The following is a 16,124-nucleotide window of genomic DNA, read 5'->3' on the forward strand; positions in this document are numbered from 1 at the left end:
GCGCTGGGAAGTGCGGAAAGCGCGATCACGATCTGTAGCGCGCGCTTCCCTAGCGTTAAAGCAAGCTTGTCATTTCAACGGAACCAATCAGGGATAAGCCGTCGATCCATCCGGCTTGCGGGTGATTTTCCGCTCCCAATGAATGTAGTCTTCCGTCTGCAATGCCTTTTCATCGATTTCCAAACCCCAACCCGGACGGTCGGGCCGTAATTCCATATGGCCATCGACCGGCATATACGGATCGGCCGCCCATGGCGCGTGGACATGGGGCTTGAACTCAAGGACCTTGAAGTTCGGCTGTGCGGCGCAGAAGTGGATATTGACCGCGGTCGCGAGCGGCCCCATCGGGTTATGCGGCGCGACGGTTACATAGTGAGCCTCAGCGATTGTTGCGATCCTGCGCATTTCCGTTACGCCGCCAACAACGCATATGTCGGGCTGGATTATGTCAGCGCCACGGGCCGACAACAGGGAGAGGAATTCGAAGCGATTGTAGAGAGATTCTCCCGTCGCCAACGGGACGGAGACTTTCGACTTCAGCTCGGCCCATGCCGGAATGTGCTCCGGCCGGATCGGCTCCTCGTAGAAAAGCGGATCATTTGGGGCAATCGCCGCGGCGAGCTGCACCGCCTGATAGGGCTCGAAGATCTTCGCATGAGCGTCAAATGCGAATTCGAAATGCGATGGCGTAATCTCGCGTATCTTGGCGAACCAGTCACCGGTTTCCTTTACAAGTTCGCCCCAGCGACCGGCATGCAGGTCGCGGCGGAAGGGGCTGAGCTTGAAAGCCGTGTAGCCGTATTTTTCGTTCAGCTCGAGGGTCTGGTCCTGCGCCGTCTGCGGGTCCGGCGCGGTATAGACACCGCAATAGACGCGCACCCGATCCCGAACGTTGCCGCCAAGCAGCATGTAAACCGGCAGGCCGGCGGCCTTGCCAGCGATGTCCCAGAGCGCGTGATCGATCGCCGAAATCGCTGCAAGCCCCAGCGCGCCCGGCGGAAAACGGCACTGCTGATTGAGTTTCAGCACAAGGAATTCCACTCGGCGGGGGTCCTCCCCTTCGATCTGATGGAAGAGGTAGTCGAAGAGCGGCGGCAGCGCCCAGTCGGGGCCGTGATTGTAGCACTCGCCCCAACCGGAAATGCCTTCGCTCGTCTCGATTTTCAGGAGCAGCCGCGGCCGGTCGTCGACGCGCTGCATGTAGGTCTTGAAGCCGGTGATATGCATGCGATTCTTCCTCAGGCGGCGCGGTTCTTGCCGCTTACATTGTCGACGATTGCGCGCAGTTCCGCGCGTTCCGCGTCCGTCAGACTTTCAACGCCGGGAAGGCGAACAGGGCCGACATCGGTCCCGAGCATGCCGAGCGCCTCCTTGACGACCGTGACATTGGCGCCGTTCAGATATTTGGTGCGCAGCGCTTCGAAACCGGCGATGTCATCGATAAGAGCACGGGCAGCCGCGTAGTCGCCGGCTTCCAGCGCCTGATGGATGGCATGCGAGCGCTCGGGGAAAACGTTGACGAGCCCCGAGGTAAAGCCGCGAGCACCCATGGCATAGAAGGCAGGCGCCCAGCCCTCGGCAAGCCCGCAGACCCAGATCGCCGGCGCATCCTTCGTCGAGCGGATGACCTCGGCAAGCAGCATCAGATTTCCGGATGCAAACTTGATGCCGGCGATATTGGGATGCAGAGCAAGCTTGCGGAAATCGGCGGCCGAGAACGTGTCGCTGCGGACATAAGCAATGACAGGGACAGTGGACGCTTCGGCAAGTTCGAGGAAATATTTCGCCTGGTAGCTCGGCCCGGCAAAGGGATCCATCGGATGGTGACCCATGATCGCGTCAGTGCCTTCGGCAATCGCGTGACGGGCGAGCGCCTTGGCTTCCGCCAGCGAACGCCCGACGGCGGCACTGATAAGAGCCTTGCCATCCGCAGCCTTGATCGTGGCGGCATGGACCGCTTTTACCTCGTCCATCGTCAGGGTGAAGAATTCGCCCGTATTGCCGGCCGCCATCAGATTGTGGACCCGGGCGCTGGCGAGGCGCGCGATCAATGCGGAAAGCTTGGCGAGATCGAGGCTGCCATCAGCCTTGTAGGGGGTCACCGGAACGCCGGAAATGCCCGTCAGGGCCTTGCGAATCTTGTCCATTCCCACGGTCACGTCAAATGTCCTCTTTCTTCCTGAATACGATGTTGAGATAGGTTTCGCCGGAGCGGACGACGTGATCGCGCATTACCCGCTCGGCCTTGTCGCTGTCGTTCGAGACGATGGCGGCAGCGATGGCGGTATGCTCGGCGAGAGCCTTGTCGCGCTCCTTGTTGTCGGAATGAATGACGCGGCGAATGCTCGCGTCATAGAATTGCTGGCGCTCGATCATGCGCGAGAGATACTGGCAGCGCGAGGCGATGTGGATCTGCTCGTGAAAGGTCTCGTTCAGGGCAATGAGATCGTCTGCACCGCCATCGGCCGTGGCCGCCTTCATCAATGCGACCGTATCGCTGAGCTTTCTAGCTTCTTCGTTGGTGATCCGCTTGGCGGCGAGATGCGCGATCATCGATTCCAGAGCAGCGCGAGCCAGGATCATTTCCTCCGCCCATCCGGCGTTGAACCGGATCAGCACCCCACGGCGCGGCAGGGTTTCAACCAGTCCTTCGGTCTCGAGCTGCCGGAGCGCCTCCTTGATCGGAGTGGTGGAAACACCAAGCTGCTCGGCGAGCTGGCGCTCGTTGACGCGCTCGTCGGCGCGAAAGCGACCGGACAGGATCGCCGCCCGCAGCGTCTTATGAACATGATCACGAAGGGTCGTCAGGAATCGCGGATCGATCTTTTCGATGCGGTCGTCGCCCGCCCCACCCTCCATCTTATTTTCCATAAGCCGAAAATTCTCCCGTTGACGACAAAATCGTTTTGTGAGATCTGATATACCAGATTTCAGATCGATGTCGATATCAAAATTCGCTCTGATGTGTTTGCAGAGATGCTTGGGAGGAAGAAATTGAAGATCCAAAGACGCGGGCTATTGATCTCGTCGGCGCTTGCTGCCGTGAGCCTGATGATGCCACTGGCTGCGGCCGCAGCCACGCCGAAGGACCAGCTGGTCATCGCGACGAACATGTCGTCGATGCGCGGCCTCGATCCAAACGAAATCAATCAATTGGAAGCGGCTGAAATTGTCGCGAACCTTTATGAGCGGCTGATCGTGTTGCCGGCCGACGATATTACCAAGCCGGCTCCGGGCGTCGCCGAACGCTGGAGCGTCTCGCCGGACGGCAAGACCTTCACATTCAAGATCCGCTCCGGCATCAAGTTCCATTCCGGCAATCCGCTGACGGCAAAGGACGTCGAGTGGTCGCTGCGGCGTCTCGTCAAGTTAGGGCTCGCGCCATCCGTCGACCTTCGCCAATGGGGCTTTACGGACAAGAATGTCGACGATCTGATCAAGGCGAGCGACGACACCACCGTAGTCCTCCAGACGCCCAGCCTCTGGAACCCCAACCTGATCCTCTATTCGCTGGCGAGCTTCTCGACCTCGATCCTGGACAGCAAGTTCCTGGCCGAGCATGAAAAGGACGGCGATATGGGGCGCGAGTTCCTGCAGGCCAACGACGCCGGCTCGGGGCCTTATGCACTGCGCACCTGGCGCGTCAATGACCTGCTGATCGCCGATGCCAACAAGGATTACTGGCAGGGCGCCCCCAAGATGCGGCGTGTCGTTCTCCGCCATATGCCGGAATCCTCCGGCCAGCGCCTGCAGCTTGAGGCGGGTGACGTCGATGTCGCGACCCGTCTGTCCTCCACGGATCTTGCGGCCGTCGAGTCCGGCGGCAAGGCCGACATCCAGAAGACGCCGGGTTTCGGTTTCTATTACCTCGCCCTGAACCAGAAGGACGAGGTTCTTTCCAATCCCAAGGTCCGCGAAGCCTTCCGATATCTGATCGACTATGACGGCCTCGCCAACACCGTCATGAAATATTACGGCATCAAGCAGCAGACCATCATTCCGGCCGGCCTGCCGGGTGCAAGCGAGGTCAATCCCTACAAGCTCGACATCGAAAAGGCCAAGCAGCTGCTCGCCGAAGCCGGCTATCCGAATGGTTTCTCGAAGGTCTATTACGCAACGCCGGTCACCCCGGAATATGAGGTTGCGCAGTCCCTGCAGGCGAATGCCGCCAAGGCCGGCATCAAACTCGATCTTCAGGGCGGCGATCATATCGGCAAGTTCCGCACGCGCGAATTCGAGATCTTTTCGGCGCGATCGGGTGAACGCCTGCCGGATCCTCACGCGGTTCTCCAGTCCTATGCAACCAATGCCAATAATTCCGACGACGCCAAGCTGACGGGCCTGAATGCCTGGCGCACCGCCTGGGATGTGCCGAAGGATATTCAGGATATGGTGACTGCGGCCGCCCACGAGACGGATCAGCAGAAGCGGGTCGATCTCTATGCGAAGATCAACAAGGCCTATCTCGAATCGTCTCCGCCGCTGATCACCTCCTTCCTGCGCACCGACGCGAAGGCGGTTCGCAAGGAAGTCAAAGGCTATATCGGCCATTCGACATGGCTGACGCGCTGGGACACCGTTTCCAAGGGCGAGTGACCTCCTCCAAGGGAGAATGACGTGAGCATTTCACAAACATCCGAGGCCGCATCGGGCGGCGGAGCAGCCGTGCTCGACGCAGTGCGAAAGGTGGCGACATCCTTCAGCGTTATCCTGACGACGCTGCTCGGCCTGCTGATCATCACCTTCGTCGTCGGCCGCATGGTCCCGGCTGATCCGGTCATTGCCGTGATCGGGGACCAGGCCGACCAGGCGACCTATGAGCGGGTCTACAAGGAGATGGGGCTGGACCAGCCGCTCTATGTCCAGTTCGCGACCTATCTCGGCAATGTCGCTCACCTGAACTTCGGCCAGTCACATGTGACCAAGAACCCCGTGGCAAGTGATCTTGCCCGGGTTTTCCCGGCGACACTGGAGCTTGCGACGCTCGCAACGATCATCGGCGCCGGCCTCGGCATTCCGCTCGGTATCATCTCCGCTGTTCGCAAGGGAACATGGGTCGATCATCTCGCGCGTGTCGTCGGGCTGCTCGGGCATTCAACGCCGATTTTCTGGCTCGGCACCATCGTCATCCTGGTCTTTTACGCCAAGTTCGGGCTCATCCCCGGCAGCGGCCGACTGGACGTCTATAATGAAGGGCTGGTCGAAGGACCGACCAACTCCATTCTCGTCGATGCGATCATTGCCCGCGAATGGGAGGTTTTCCGCGATGCCTTGCTGCATGTCACAGCCCCTGCCCTGATCCTCGGTTATGCGGCCATGGCCTATCTCAGCCGCATGAGCCGCAGCTTCATGCTGGAACAGCTTCGGCAGGAATATGTGCTGACGGCGAAAGCCAAGGGCCTCGGCCAGCGCGCCATCGTCTGGCGACACGCCTTCCGCAATATCCGGGTGCAGCTTCTGACCATCGTGGCACTCGCCTATTGCGGCCTGCTTGACGGCACGGTTCTCATCGAGACGGTCTTTGCCTGGCCCGGCCTCGGGCAATATCTGACCTCGGCTCTCTTCTTCGCGGACATGAACGCGATCCTTGGCAGCGTGCTCCTGATCGGCATCATTTCGATCGTCATCAACCTGCTGTCCGATATCGCCTACCGCTTCCTCGATCCGCGTACCCGGTGACATCATGGCGACACGCTATTTCAACGATCTCCACAATTGGCTGATCAACGAGGAATTTTCCTCGACCCGGCAGGCACGCTTCCACAAGGCCTATGTCCTGTGGCTGAGCCTGCTTGCAAATCCGCTGGCTTTTGCGGGTTTTTTGGTTGTGCTTGCGCTGGTGCTGGTCGCCGCCTTCGCGCCGATGCTCGCCAACTACGACCCCATTGCCCAGGATCTGACGATGGCGCTGAAGCCGCCATCTGCCGCGAACTGGTTCGGAACCGATGAGTTCGGCCGCGACGTCTATTCGCGTCTCGTCTATGGCGCACGGACAACGCTCTATATCAGCATCCTGGTGACGGTCATCGTGGCGCCGATCGGCTTTGTGATCGGTGCCACTGCCGGCTATCTCGGCGGCTGGGTCGATGTCGTGTTGATGCGCATCACCGATATCTTCCTGTCCTTCCCGAGCCTCGTTCTCGCACTCGCCTTTTCTGCGGCGCTCGGACCTGGGATTGAGAATGCCGTCATCGCCATTGCGCTGACCGTCTGGCCGCCGATTGCCCGCCTGGCGCGCGCCGAAACATTGACGTTCCGCGCCGCCGACTTCGTGGTCGCCGCCGAGCTGCAGGGCGCCGGCATGGGCCGCATCCTGCTCCATCACATCGTGCCGCTCTGTGCTCCCTCGATCATCATCCGACTGACGCTCAACATGTCGAGCGTCATCCTGACGGCGGCCGGCCTCGGTTTCCTCGGTCTCGGCGCCCAGCCGCCGATGCCCGAATGGGGTGCAATGGCAGCGTCGGGCCGGCAATATCTGCTCGACGCCTGGTGGCTGACGACTGTTCCGGGCATCGCAATCCTCGTGGTCAGCCTTGCCTTCAATCTGCTGGGCGACGGCCTGCGCGACATCATGGATCCCCGAAATGCCTGATCAATCCCAGCCGATCCTTTCGGTCAAAAACATGTCGGTCCAGTTCCCGACCCTGTCGGGCGTCGTCACGGCCGTGAAGAACGTCTCGTTCACCGTCGGGCGTGAGAAAGTCGGCATCATCGGCGAATCCGGCTCCGGAAAGAGCACGACCGGACGCGCCATTATGCGGCTGCAGCCGGCGACCGCCAAAGTGGTTGCCGACGAAATGCGCTTCGAGAATGTCGATCTCGTGCGAGCAAGCGAGGCCGATATGCGCTCGATCCGAGGGCGGCGCATTTCGATGATCCTGCAGGACCCGAAATATTCGCTTAACCCGGTCATGACGGTCGGCGAGCAGATCGCCGAAACCGTCATCCTGCATGAACGCGTCAGCCGCCGCGAGGCGCGCAAACGCACACTCGCCATGCTGGAACGGGTCAACATTCGCGATCCGGAGCGCGTCTTCAACCTTTATCCGCATGAAGTCTCGGGCGGCATGGGACAGCGCATCATGATCTCGATGATGCTGATTTCCTCCCCATCGCTGATCATCGCCGACGAGCCGACCTCGGCTCTCGACGTAACCGTGCGCCAGCAGGTCCTGTCGATCCTCGACGACCTGATCACCGAGCGCAACATCGGGCTGATCTTCATTTCGCACGATCTCAACCTGGTGAAGAGCTTCTGCGATCGAGTGATCATCATGTATGCCGGGCGTATCGTCGAAGAGCTTGAAGCCGCAAAGCTCGAAGAGGCAACCCATCCTTACACACGGGGTCTCTTGCAGGCGTTGCCGAGCCTCGACCACCCTCGAGACCGCCTTGAGGTCCTAAGGCGAGACCCGAGCTGGGCGGAGGCATGAGCATGATGATGTCAGTCAAAAATCTTGCCGTTTCCTTCGGCAGCGGCCACTCCGCCAAACAGGTCGTCAAGGATGTTTCCTTCGACGTTGCTCCGGGCGAGACGTTCGGCCTCGTCGGGGAAAGCGGATGCGGCAAATCCACTGTTCTCGGCGCGTTGGCCGGCAGGATCAAAGCATGGGATGGCTCGATTGCGATCGACGGAGAGGCAATCACCGCCAATCGCTCAAAATCGCAGCTCGCCAAGCAGCAGATGGTCTTCCAGGACCCATTCGGCTCGCTTCACCCGCGTCACACGATCGGCCGCACGCTCCTCGAACCCCTTGAAATCCATGGCGTCGACCGGCACAGGGAGCGCGTAGAACAGGTGTTGCGTGACGTCGGCCTGCCCCCATCCTTCTATCATCGTTTTCCGCATCAGCTCTCGGGCGGTCAGCGCCAGCGTGTCGCAATCGCACGTGCCCTGATACTGAAGCCGCGTGTGCTTCTCCTCGACGAGCCGACATCCGCACTCGACGTGTCCATCCAGGCCGAGATCCTCAATCTGCTGAAGGACCTGCGCGAAAGGGAAAAACTGACCTACATTCTCGTCAGCCACGATATGGCTGTGATTGCTCATCTATGCAATCGCGTCGCCGTCATGCAGGGCGGGATGTTCGTGGAGATCGCTTCAAGAGAGGCTTTGCTCAGCGGAAATGTCGAACATTCCTATACACGCACGCTTCTCGACGGCAGCAGGGGCTACCAACCCACGCGCCGCGCCGGCTAGAGCCGGAATTCGCGTCACATGAGGGCGTGGCCAAGGGCAGCCACAGGAGCTTCGGCTGCACCCATGAGCAGTTAGAGACCGCAAGCCGTCCGCGATTGCCGATCACTCATCGACGACGGAAACCCAGTGCCCCTTGCGCGGCTTTCACAACGGCGTCCGTGGTGATGTCGAACTTCTTGTAGACATCGTCGATCTTGCCCGACGCGCCGAAGCTGTGCATGCCGACGAACCGGCCGTCGAGCCCGAGATATCGGTCCCAGCTATCCTGGACGGCAGCTTCCACCGCGACACGCGCAGTTCCGTCTCCGAGAACCTCACGCTTATAGTCCGGTGCCTGTGCCTCAAACAGCAGGCGGCACGGCATGGAGACGACCGCGGTTGGAATGCCTTCCGCCTGGAGCTTCGCCCTTGCCTCAACGGCGAGGTGCAATTCCGATCCGGTCGACATGATCGTCAGCTCGCGAGCGCCACCCTCAGCCTCAAGCAGAACGTATCCGCCCCTTGCCGACAGGTTGAGAGAGCCAGGCTCCTTTCTCAGAAGAGGCATGGGCTGGCGGGACAGTGCGATCAAGGCTGCTTGCCGCGGAGCATCAAGGATTGCCTGCCAGCATTCGGCCGTCTCGATCGGGTCGCCCGGACGGAACACGGCAAGACCTGGAATGGCGCGCAGGGCCGTCAGATGTTCGACAGGCTGGTGGGTTGGACCATCCTCGCCGAGACCGATCGAATCATGGGTCATCACGAAGATCGAACGCACCGCCATCATCGCCGCCAGCCGGATTGACGGCCGGGCGTAATCGGAAAAGGTCAGGAAGGTGCCGCCATAAGGGATCAACCCGCCATGAAGGGCAATGCCGTTGATGGCAGCCGCCATCCCATGTTCGCGCACGCCGTAATGGACATAGGATCCATTATACCGACCGGGCGCAATCTCGATCATGGATTTGGCCTTCGTGTTGTTCGACGGTGTCAGGTCCGCCGATCCGCCGATGAGCTCGGGGATGGTCTCAGCAAGGTGGTTGAGAACAATCCCGCTCGCCTGCCTTGTTGCCAGGTCCTTTTCAGCGGACAGAAGCTCAAGCTTTGCCGCCTCTATTGCTCCGGTCCAGTCCGAGGGCAGCTCACCTTTCATGCGGCGTTCAAATTCCCCCCGGATATCCGCCTTCGCCGTCTGGACCCGAACCGCCCAGGCCATCCGGGTGTTGCGTCCCTTGGCGCCGATCTTTCTCCAGTCATCCAAAAGGTCGGACGGGATCTCGAAGGGTGGTGCGTTCCAGTCGAGAAGTTTGCGGGCGCCAGCGATCTCCTCTTCACCTGGAGCATCACTGTGGGCTTTCTGCGTGCCGGCGCGGGTCGGAAAGCCGAAGCCGATGATGGTTTTGCAGGCAATCAGCGACGGGCGATCGGTGATCCGTTGGGCTTCGACGATCGCGTTTCGGATGGCGTCAGTATCGTGTCCATCGATCTCCTGCACATGCCAGTTCGATGCGCGGAACCGCGCCGGCTGATCGTCGGATTCCGCCAGACTTGTGGCTCCGTCGATCGATATCGAATTGTTGTCCCAGAACGCGATCAGCTTGCCGAGCTTCAAGTGGCCCGCAAGCGATATGGCCTCCTGGCTGATGCCTTCCATCAGGCATCCGTCGCCGAGGAAGACATAGGTGTAGTGGTTTGAAAGATCGTCACCAAACCTGGCGTTCATGATGCGCTCGGCAAGTGCGAAACCAACCGAATTGGCAATGCCTTGTCCGAGCGGACCCGTGGTCGTCTCGATGCCCGTGGCATGGCGATATTCGGGATGACCGGCCGTCTTACTGTCGACCTGACGAAAGTTTTCGATCTGGTCGATCGTCATATCCCGGTAGCCGGTCAGATAGAGCAGGCTGTAGAGCAGCATCGAGCCGTGCCCGTTGGAGATCAGGAAACGGTCCCGATCGAACCAGTAGGGGTCTTCGGCATCGAATTTCAGGAAGTCGGAAAAGAGCACGACAGCAATGTCGGCCATGCCCATCGGCATGCCAGGGTGTCCGCTCTTGGCCTTCTCGACGGCGTCCATCGAGAGGAAGCGAATGCAATTGGCCATGTCGCGCAGGTGCTGATCGCGGGGCGCAGGTACGGACTTCACGGATTCCGTCATGATCGTTTCCTCGAGAGCTGGTGAAAGACCAGCCGGAAGATAGGGCCCGGCGCGAGCCGGGCCACTGCGACATGTTGAAACTTTTCCCGGGAGCGATCGACAATGGGGTCGGGACGCGTAGCGACACCTTTCCAGATACTGACGCGATTAGCTTCGCTGCAGCCTCCAGGTCCGAATTTCAAACGGCATGATGTCGCCAGGCCCTGCACGCTCGATCGGCTCTTCGAGGATGTTCAGAGGTCCCGAAGCCTGCCAGCCCGAGGGCAAGGCGAGCGAAAGACGGCCGCGCCGGCCCGCCGGTTCGTAAAGCCGCAGGATAAGGCCTTCTCCCTCCTCCGCCGGCTTCAGTCCCGAAAAGGCGACTGGTATGCCTTCGACGCCGAGAGGCGACAGCGTGCCTGCCGAGAGGCCACTGGCCTCGGTGGTGACGAGCGGCTGATTGAGATCGATCGCTTCCTGGAGGACATCGCCTTCATGCCAGGCGCCCTCATGCGGCATCAGCGCGTAGGTGAAGTTCTGCTCGCCTTCATCGGCGAGTGGATCGGGATAGATCGGCGAGCGCACGAGGCTCATCCCGATGACATTGCCGCGCGCACTGTGCCCGTATTTGGCATTGTTAAGCAGAGCGACGCCGAAACCCGGTTCGCTGAGATCGACAAAACGATGTGCGGCAGCTTCAAACATTGCCTGCTCCCAGGACGTGTTCGTATGCGTTTGCCGCTCGACGATACCGAAGGCGCATTCGAAGGTGGCTGTGCGTGAACGCACGGCGACCGGGTTCAGCGTTCTGAGCAGAGTACGCCGGTCATGCCAGTCGATGGTCGTCTCGATATCGAGCCTGCGGGCATTGGCCGTCAGCACGTAAAGCTGGGTGACCGTCGAGTTTCGGTATCGGTAAACGACGCGGATCGCGGCACGATGTGGCCCCTGTTCGGCAAGTGTGATGCTCTCGGGCCTGTCGAGGCGGACAGCCTTTTCGGCATAGTCGGCATCGACGTCCCAGGCGTCCCAATTGCGAGGTTTGTCGGCCGGATAGACCCAGAGCTGATTTGCAGCTCCTTCGATCGCCTCCCTGGCCGTTGCCTTGTGAACGAGGCTTGAAACGGCGCCATCCTTGCCGATGACAACAGACAGATGCTCGTTTTCGAGGCTGCGCGTATCGGCTTTCAGCACGCCGGCGGGCTTGAGGGTCTTGCGATCAAAGACCGCAACGGAAAGAGGCGCGACGATTTCGGCAGATGACAGGACCGTCCCATCGGAAAGCTTGGCGGTCAGCGGCCGCGGCGCAAGCGACGGGTTGACGGCAATCAACGCATCCGTCACCCCACCTGCCGGAAGATGAGCTGATAGCGTCTTCAGAGACTTGGCCTTCTCCGCCTCGGCATTGTCGATGACGCCGTCGAGCTCCCGCTCGGCGTCGATATAGACTTCGCGGATGCTTGAGCCCGGCAGGATGTCGTGGAATTCGTTCTTCAGGACGACGCGCCAATCCGCTTCCAGGCTTTGTGGTTTGCCGGCACCCAAGAGATGCGCGAGCGAAGCGATCGTCTCGGCCGTAATCAGCGACCGCTCGGCCTGCCGGTGCTTGCGCTTGACGCCGCTTTGCGACGTCAGCGTCGCGCGGTGCAGTTCGAGGTAGATTTCCCCGTCCCAGACGGGAAGCTCTTTTTGCGCCGCAGTGCGGTGGGCCTCTTCGTAAAAGCCCTTCACCGTGCCCCAACGTGCCCTGGGGATTGCCGGGAAGTCGCGCAGTTGCACTTCGCGTTCGACCATTTCGGGTGTCACGCCACCACCGCCATCACCGTAGCCGACAGCGAGCAGCGATGTGTCATGCTGCGTCTTGCCGCGGAAATTCTTCCAGGTCGGCACGAAGCAATCCGGCTGCACGAAACCGTTGTAGCCATGCATCGGGTTGTCGAAAGTATGGGTCAGAACCTTGCTTCCATCGAGCCCCTTCCACCAGAACAAGTCGGATGGGATATGATTGGTCTCGCTCCAGTTCACCTTGATCGTGAAGAAACTGTCGATCCCCCCAAGCTGGAGGACCTGCGGCAAGGCCCCGGAAAAGCCGAAGCAGTCCGGCAGCCAGCAGACCGTGTGGCGCAGGCCGAAGTGTTTCTCGAAATAGCGCTGTCCGTACAGTACCTGCCGCGCAAGGCTCTCACCCGTTGGCATGTTGGTGTCGGGTTCGACCCACATGCCGCCGACGGTTTCCCACTTGCCCTCGGCGACCTTCTTCTTGATCCGTTCGAGAAGGTCGGGATCATCCTCTTCCATCTGCGCAAAATAATGGGCGGTCGATTGATTGAACCGGAAGTCGTCCGACCGTTCCATCAGCGAGAGCGCGGTGTTGAAGGTGCGACGCATCTTCCGACGCGTCTCGTCGTAGGGCCAAAGCCATGCGAGGTCGATATGGGCATGGCCGGTCAGCAGCAGTTCACCGTTCGGCGGAAAACGCTTCTGAAGCTCTTTCAATCGCGCGATCAGCTGATCATAGGCGGCACCGGCCGAAGCGCTCTGCGCTTCATTAAGGCCGGCCGGGTTTGCCTCAAGCTCCGGCAGTTCCCAGATCTTCTGCTGCATCACCGCACCGGCTGTGCGTGAAATATAGGCTGACGTGTCCGAAGGCCAGTCGAGGCTGCGCAGCGACTGTTCGGCCGCCTCGATCAGGTGCGGCACGACCTCATGGCTTTCGAGCACGTCGGCTGCCTCGCCGATCTGCCGCAACAGGAGGTGCAACCTGTGGACCGGTTCGTCCAGCCAGATCAGCCGCGCCTTGTTGAGCTTCGGTGCCCGGTTCGGCTCACCGAAGGGAAAGCGGGCAACGCTGTCAGTGGTAATCGAGAATTCCCTGGCTTTGATCGGAAACTCCTGATGATAGGGGTCGAGCCCGAATGTCTCTGCCTGGCCGCCGGAATAGTGCAGCGTGATCAGGCTCTCGCCGCCGAGATCGAGCTGCAGGCGAACCTTTTCGATTGGCCAGTCGCGCGGCACTGTGGCCGATGCCGCGAAATGCACCGTCCCCTTGCGGTGCGGCCAGTCCTGATCATGGGCGATCGGCTCGCCGTCGAAGGTCCAGCCGTCGATCACGATGCTTTGCCTGTCGCGCCAGTGAGCGAGCTCGGCTGTGCGAACCTTCAGGCGATCGAGGCGTTGGGCAATGGTGAGAGACATGGCGGGTCCTATTGGAAAATAAGCAAGTGACGGGTGGGGAGAAAACCTGGTCGCGCAAATAGGCCGCAGCCACGGTGTCCCGTCTCCTCCAACCGAGGCGCGTGGCATCCCTTAGATTAAGTAACTTTGTTTTGCAGTCAAGCGCACAAGAAATAGGTTGCGAGAGTTTTACCTGTGATACACAAGCATCGAGGTGCTTAGGGAAGACGGTTATGCGGTATCTTCGATCCGGGCCGCGGCGACGTCAGACAGAGGAAACGGCCGTTACGCGGGGTAAAACAATCGGTCTGCGATCGGGAGAAATCGCCGACAGAAATATCCGCGTCATTCTGGAGGCTATCCGCCGGCACGGTCCATTGACCCGCATGGAACTCGGCCAGCATTCCGGGCTTACCGGGCCGGGCATCACCAATATTCTGCGCCGCCTCAGCGAGGGAGGGTTGGTGACGTCGCACCGCCGCAACGGCGCCGGCAACAGCGCGACCGCCAGCGAATTTGCCTTGCGCCCTGATGGGGCATTCTCGATCGGCATCAGGCTTCGCCAGAGCCGAGGCGAAGCCGTCCTTATCGACCTCAGCGGCCAGGTCCACGATCGGGACTACTTTCCACTCGACGCGGCAGCGCGCGTCCCGTCAATTCTTTCAGCCACCCAGAAGATGATCGGCCGGCATGCCGGCATGCCGATCATCGGCCTGGGGATCGGGTCAAACGACTGGACCGCGCAGGAAAGCGATGAGCTCGACGCAGCCTCTACGCTTCCCGTCAGTCACGTGGAGAACGAGTGCACCGCAAGCCTGCTGGCCGAACGTACCATCGGCGCGCCTACCCCCGAAGGCGGACTGGCGATGATCATCATCGACGAAGATGTCCAGGCCGGCTTCCTCGTTCGCGGCATTCCTTATTCGGGCGTCCACGGACGCGCAGGCAGCATCGGTGAGATGCTCACCGGCCCAGACAATGTCCGGCTGAACACGGTGGTCGGTTTCGGCGCGCTGCGCGCACTGGTCAGCGATGACGAGTTCAAGCGCCTCATTTCGGGCGAAGAGCCGTCCTCCCCTCAGTTGACACAGTGGATCCGCGATGCTGCAAGCCACCTGCTCGACCCGATCATCGCCATGGCCGGCTTTATCGCGCCTGGTGTCATCATGATCGGCGGCGAGCTGCCGCGAAGCGTCATCGAAGCACTGATCCACCAGCTCTCCGTCGAGCGCCGCGACACATCCAAGCGACCCTTCCTGACACCGTGGATTTCGCCGATGAAGCCGGCAAGCTTCAGCGGCGGCGGCGTGGCGCTGGGGGCGGCACTGCTGCCCTTCCTTAACACCCTGCTGCCACCGGTTTCCGCCTGACGTCCTAGTATCGAATCAGGCAAGCGCCTCGTCCGTGTGGCTGACATCCGAGGCAAGCGCCTTGTCGAGCACTTTCTGGATATTCGCCGCCCTGCGGAACGAGGGTTCCTGCGTTCTGCCTGCCCTGACGGCCTGCACGAAGCGCTGATAATTCGTTTCCACCGGATCGAAGGGGATGTCGCGCCATGTTGCGGTGTGAACATCTTCGCCGAGGCAGGCGCGAAGCGTCGACTTTCCGGTGTCGTAGATCATCTCGATCGAACCGGTCTCGCCATAGACCCTGAGACGCAGCTGATCCATCTGGCCGGCCGCGGTTCGCGTCGCCTGGATTGTGCCGATCGCACCCGTCGTGAAGTCGACATTCATTGTGAAGCTGTCATTCGCATCGAGATCATATTCGCCGATCTTGTCGCCCGGCGCCTTGTTGAAAGTCTTCAACCGCGCGAAGACATGGGCGACATCGAGCCCCGAACCATAGGACGCAAAATCGACGATATGGATGCCGATATCGCCGAGCGCGCCGTTCGACCCATGTTTCTTGCTGAGGCGCCAGAGCCATTTGCTCTCGCTCTTCCAGTCGCCCCAATGACGCCCCACAAGCCAGCTCTGCAGATGCGACGCCTCGACATGCCTGATCTCGCCGATTTCACCGGCAAGCACCATCTGCCGGCCCTTCTGCAGGGCGGGCGAATTGCGATAGGTGAAGTTGACCATGCCGACCTTGCCGGCTTTCTCGATGGCATCCGTCATTTCCATCGCCTTGATGGCATCGGTCGCAAGCGGCTTTTCGCAGAAGACATGTTTGCCCGCAGCAATCGCCTGAAGCGTCGTCGGATGGTGGATGCGGTCGGGCGTAACATTGGCAACGGCATCGAACTCGCCCCAGGCAAGGGCTTCCTCGAGTGTGCTGAAGTGATTGGGGATGCCATGTTCAGAACAAAAGGCCGCCAGTCGCTCGGGTACGACATCGACCCCGCCCACGACGCTCACGCCTTCGATCGCCTTGAAATTTGCGGCATGCTGATTGGCCATTCCGCCAGTGCCGAGAATGAGTAAGCGCATCTGATCCTCCATAGATGTCAGGTTCGGCCACCTTCACGTAGCCGAGGCAAAACCTCACCGTGCCATCGCGAATACCCGAAATGGCTCGATTTTTGTGATCGGGAAATGCGGCTGCGGTCCGCTAACTTGTGTTGAATGTCGCCGGCATCTCAATCCTCCCAAGCTGCGGCTTGACATCAAATCAAAGTAACTTAATCTA

12 protein-coding genes are annotated in these 16,124 nt (G+C 60.5%); 6 read left to right on the forward strand and 6 right to left on the reverse strand.

The features are described 5' to 3' along the window. Positions 1–87: 87 nt before the first annotated feature. Genes AC1DTN_RS33215 through AC1DTN_RS33225 form a run of 3 tightly spaced genes read right to left on the reverse strand, consistent with a single transcriptional unit; the run spans position 88 to position 2,871 of the window. The gene (locus AC1DTN_RS33215; protein WP_037109672.1) at positions 88–1,227 is read right to left on the reverse strand and encodes a mandelate racemase/muconate lactonizing enzyme family protein; all 1,140 of its coding nucleotides are present in this window, start codon (positions 1,225–1,227) and stop codon (positions 88–90) included. An 11-nt stretch (positions 1,228–1,238) separates the two neighbouring features. Then, on the reverse strand, positions 1,239–2,147 hold the full coding sequence (locus tag AC1DTN_RS33220) for a dihydrodipicolinate synthase family protein (RefSeq protein ID WP_477924422.1): 909 nt from the start codon (positions 2,145–2,147) through the stop codon (positions 1,239–1,241). Between the two features lie 13 nt (positions 2,148–2,160). After that, a complete protein-coding gene (locus tag AC1DTN_RS33225) occupies positions 2,161–2,871 on the reverse strand; it encodes a GntR family transcriptional regulator (protein WP_113323840.1) in 711 nt (236 codons plus the stop codon). A gap of 123 nt (positions 2,872–2,994) precedes the next feature. On the opposite strand from AC1DTN_RS33225, the gene AC1DTN_RS33230 reads away from it, so the two are divergent. The 5 genes from AC1DTN_RS33230 to AC1DTN_RS33250 are packed head-to-tail and all read left to right on the forward strand — an operon-like array spanning position 2,995 to position 8,203. Then, on the forward strand, positions 2,995–4,596 hold the full coding sequence (locus AC1DTN_RS33230; RefSeq protein ID WP_477924380.1) for an ABC transporter substrate-binding protein: 1,602 nt from the start codon (positions 2,995–2,997) through the stop codon (positions 4,594–4,596). A 21-nt stretch (positions 4,597–4,617) separates the two neighbouring features. Continuing rightward, entirely contained in the window at positions 4,618–5,679 is a 1,062-nt protein-coding gene (locus AC1DTN_RS33235; RefSeq protein ID WP_477924381.1) for an ABC transporter permease, read from the forward strand. Between the two features lie 4 nt (positions 5,680–5,683). Continuing rightward, positions 5,684–6,595, forward strand: coding sequence for an ABC transporter permease (locus tag AC1DTN_RS33240; RefSeq protein ID WP_439017381.1), 912 nt, complete (start codon positions 5,684–5,686; stop codon positions 6,593–6,595). Further along, a complete protein-coding gene (locus AC1DTN_RS33245) occupies positions 6,588–7,436 on the forward strand; it encodes an ABC transporter ATP-binding protein (protein WP_439017380.1) in 849 nt (282 codons plus the stop codon). The genes AC1DTN_RS33240 and AC1DTN_RS33245 overlap by 8 nt, the downstream gene beginning before the upstream one ends. Positions 7,437–7,441: 5 nt before the next feature. Next, positions 7,442–8,203: an ABC transporter ATP-binding protein gene (locus AC1DTN_RS33250; protein ID WP_439018843.1), complete on the forward strand. Its 762-nt coding sequence runs from the start codon at positions 7,442–7,444 to the stop codon at positions 8,201–8,203. Between the two features lie 106 nt (positions 8,204–8,309). Here AC1DTN_RS33250 and tkt read toward each other — a convergent pair whose 3' ends face one another. Next, on the reverse strand, positions 8,310–10,340 hold the full coding sequence (tkt, locus tag AC1DTN_RS33255; protein WP_477924382.1) for a transketolase: 2,031 nt from the start codon (positions 10,338–10,340) through the stop codon (positions 8,310–8,312). Between the two features lie 147 nt (positions 10,341–10,487). Continuing rightward, entirely contained in the window at positions 10,488–13,514 is a 3,027-nt protein-coding gene (locus AC1DTN_RS33260) for an alpha-mannosidase (RefSeq protein WP_477924384.1), read from the reverse strand. Between the two features lie 212 nt (positions 13,515–13,726). On the opposite strand from AC1DTN_RS33260, the gene AC1DTN_RS33265 reads away from it, so the two are divergent. Continuing rightward, on the forward strand, positions 13,727–14,863 hold the full coding sequence (locus AC1DTN_RS33265) for an ROK family transcriptional regulator (RefSeq protein ID WP_477924385.1): 1,137 nt from the start codon (positions 13,727–13,729) through the stop codon (positions 14,861–14,863). Between the two features lie 15 nt (positions 14,864–14,878). Here AC1DTN_RS33265 and AC1DTN_RS33270 read toward each other — a convergent pair whose 3' ends face one another. Beyond that, on the reverse strand, positions 14,879–15,925 hold the full coding sequence (locus AC1DTN_RS33270; protein WP_439017376.1) for a Gfo/Idh/MocA family protein: 1,047 nt from the start codon (positions 15,923–15,925) through the stop codon (positions 14,879–14,881). Positions 15,926–16,124 lie beyond the last annotated feature (199 nt).

Source organism: Rhizobium sp. 01T444 (assembly GCF_056398305.1).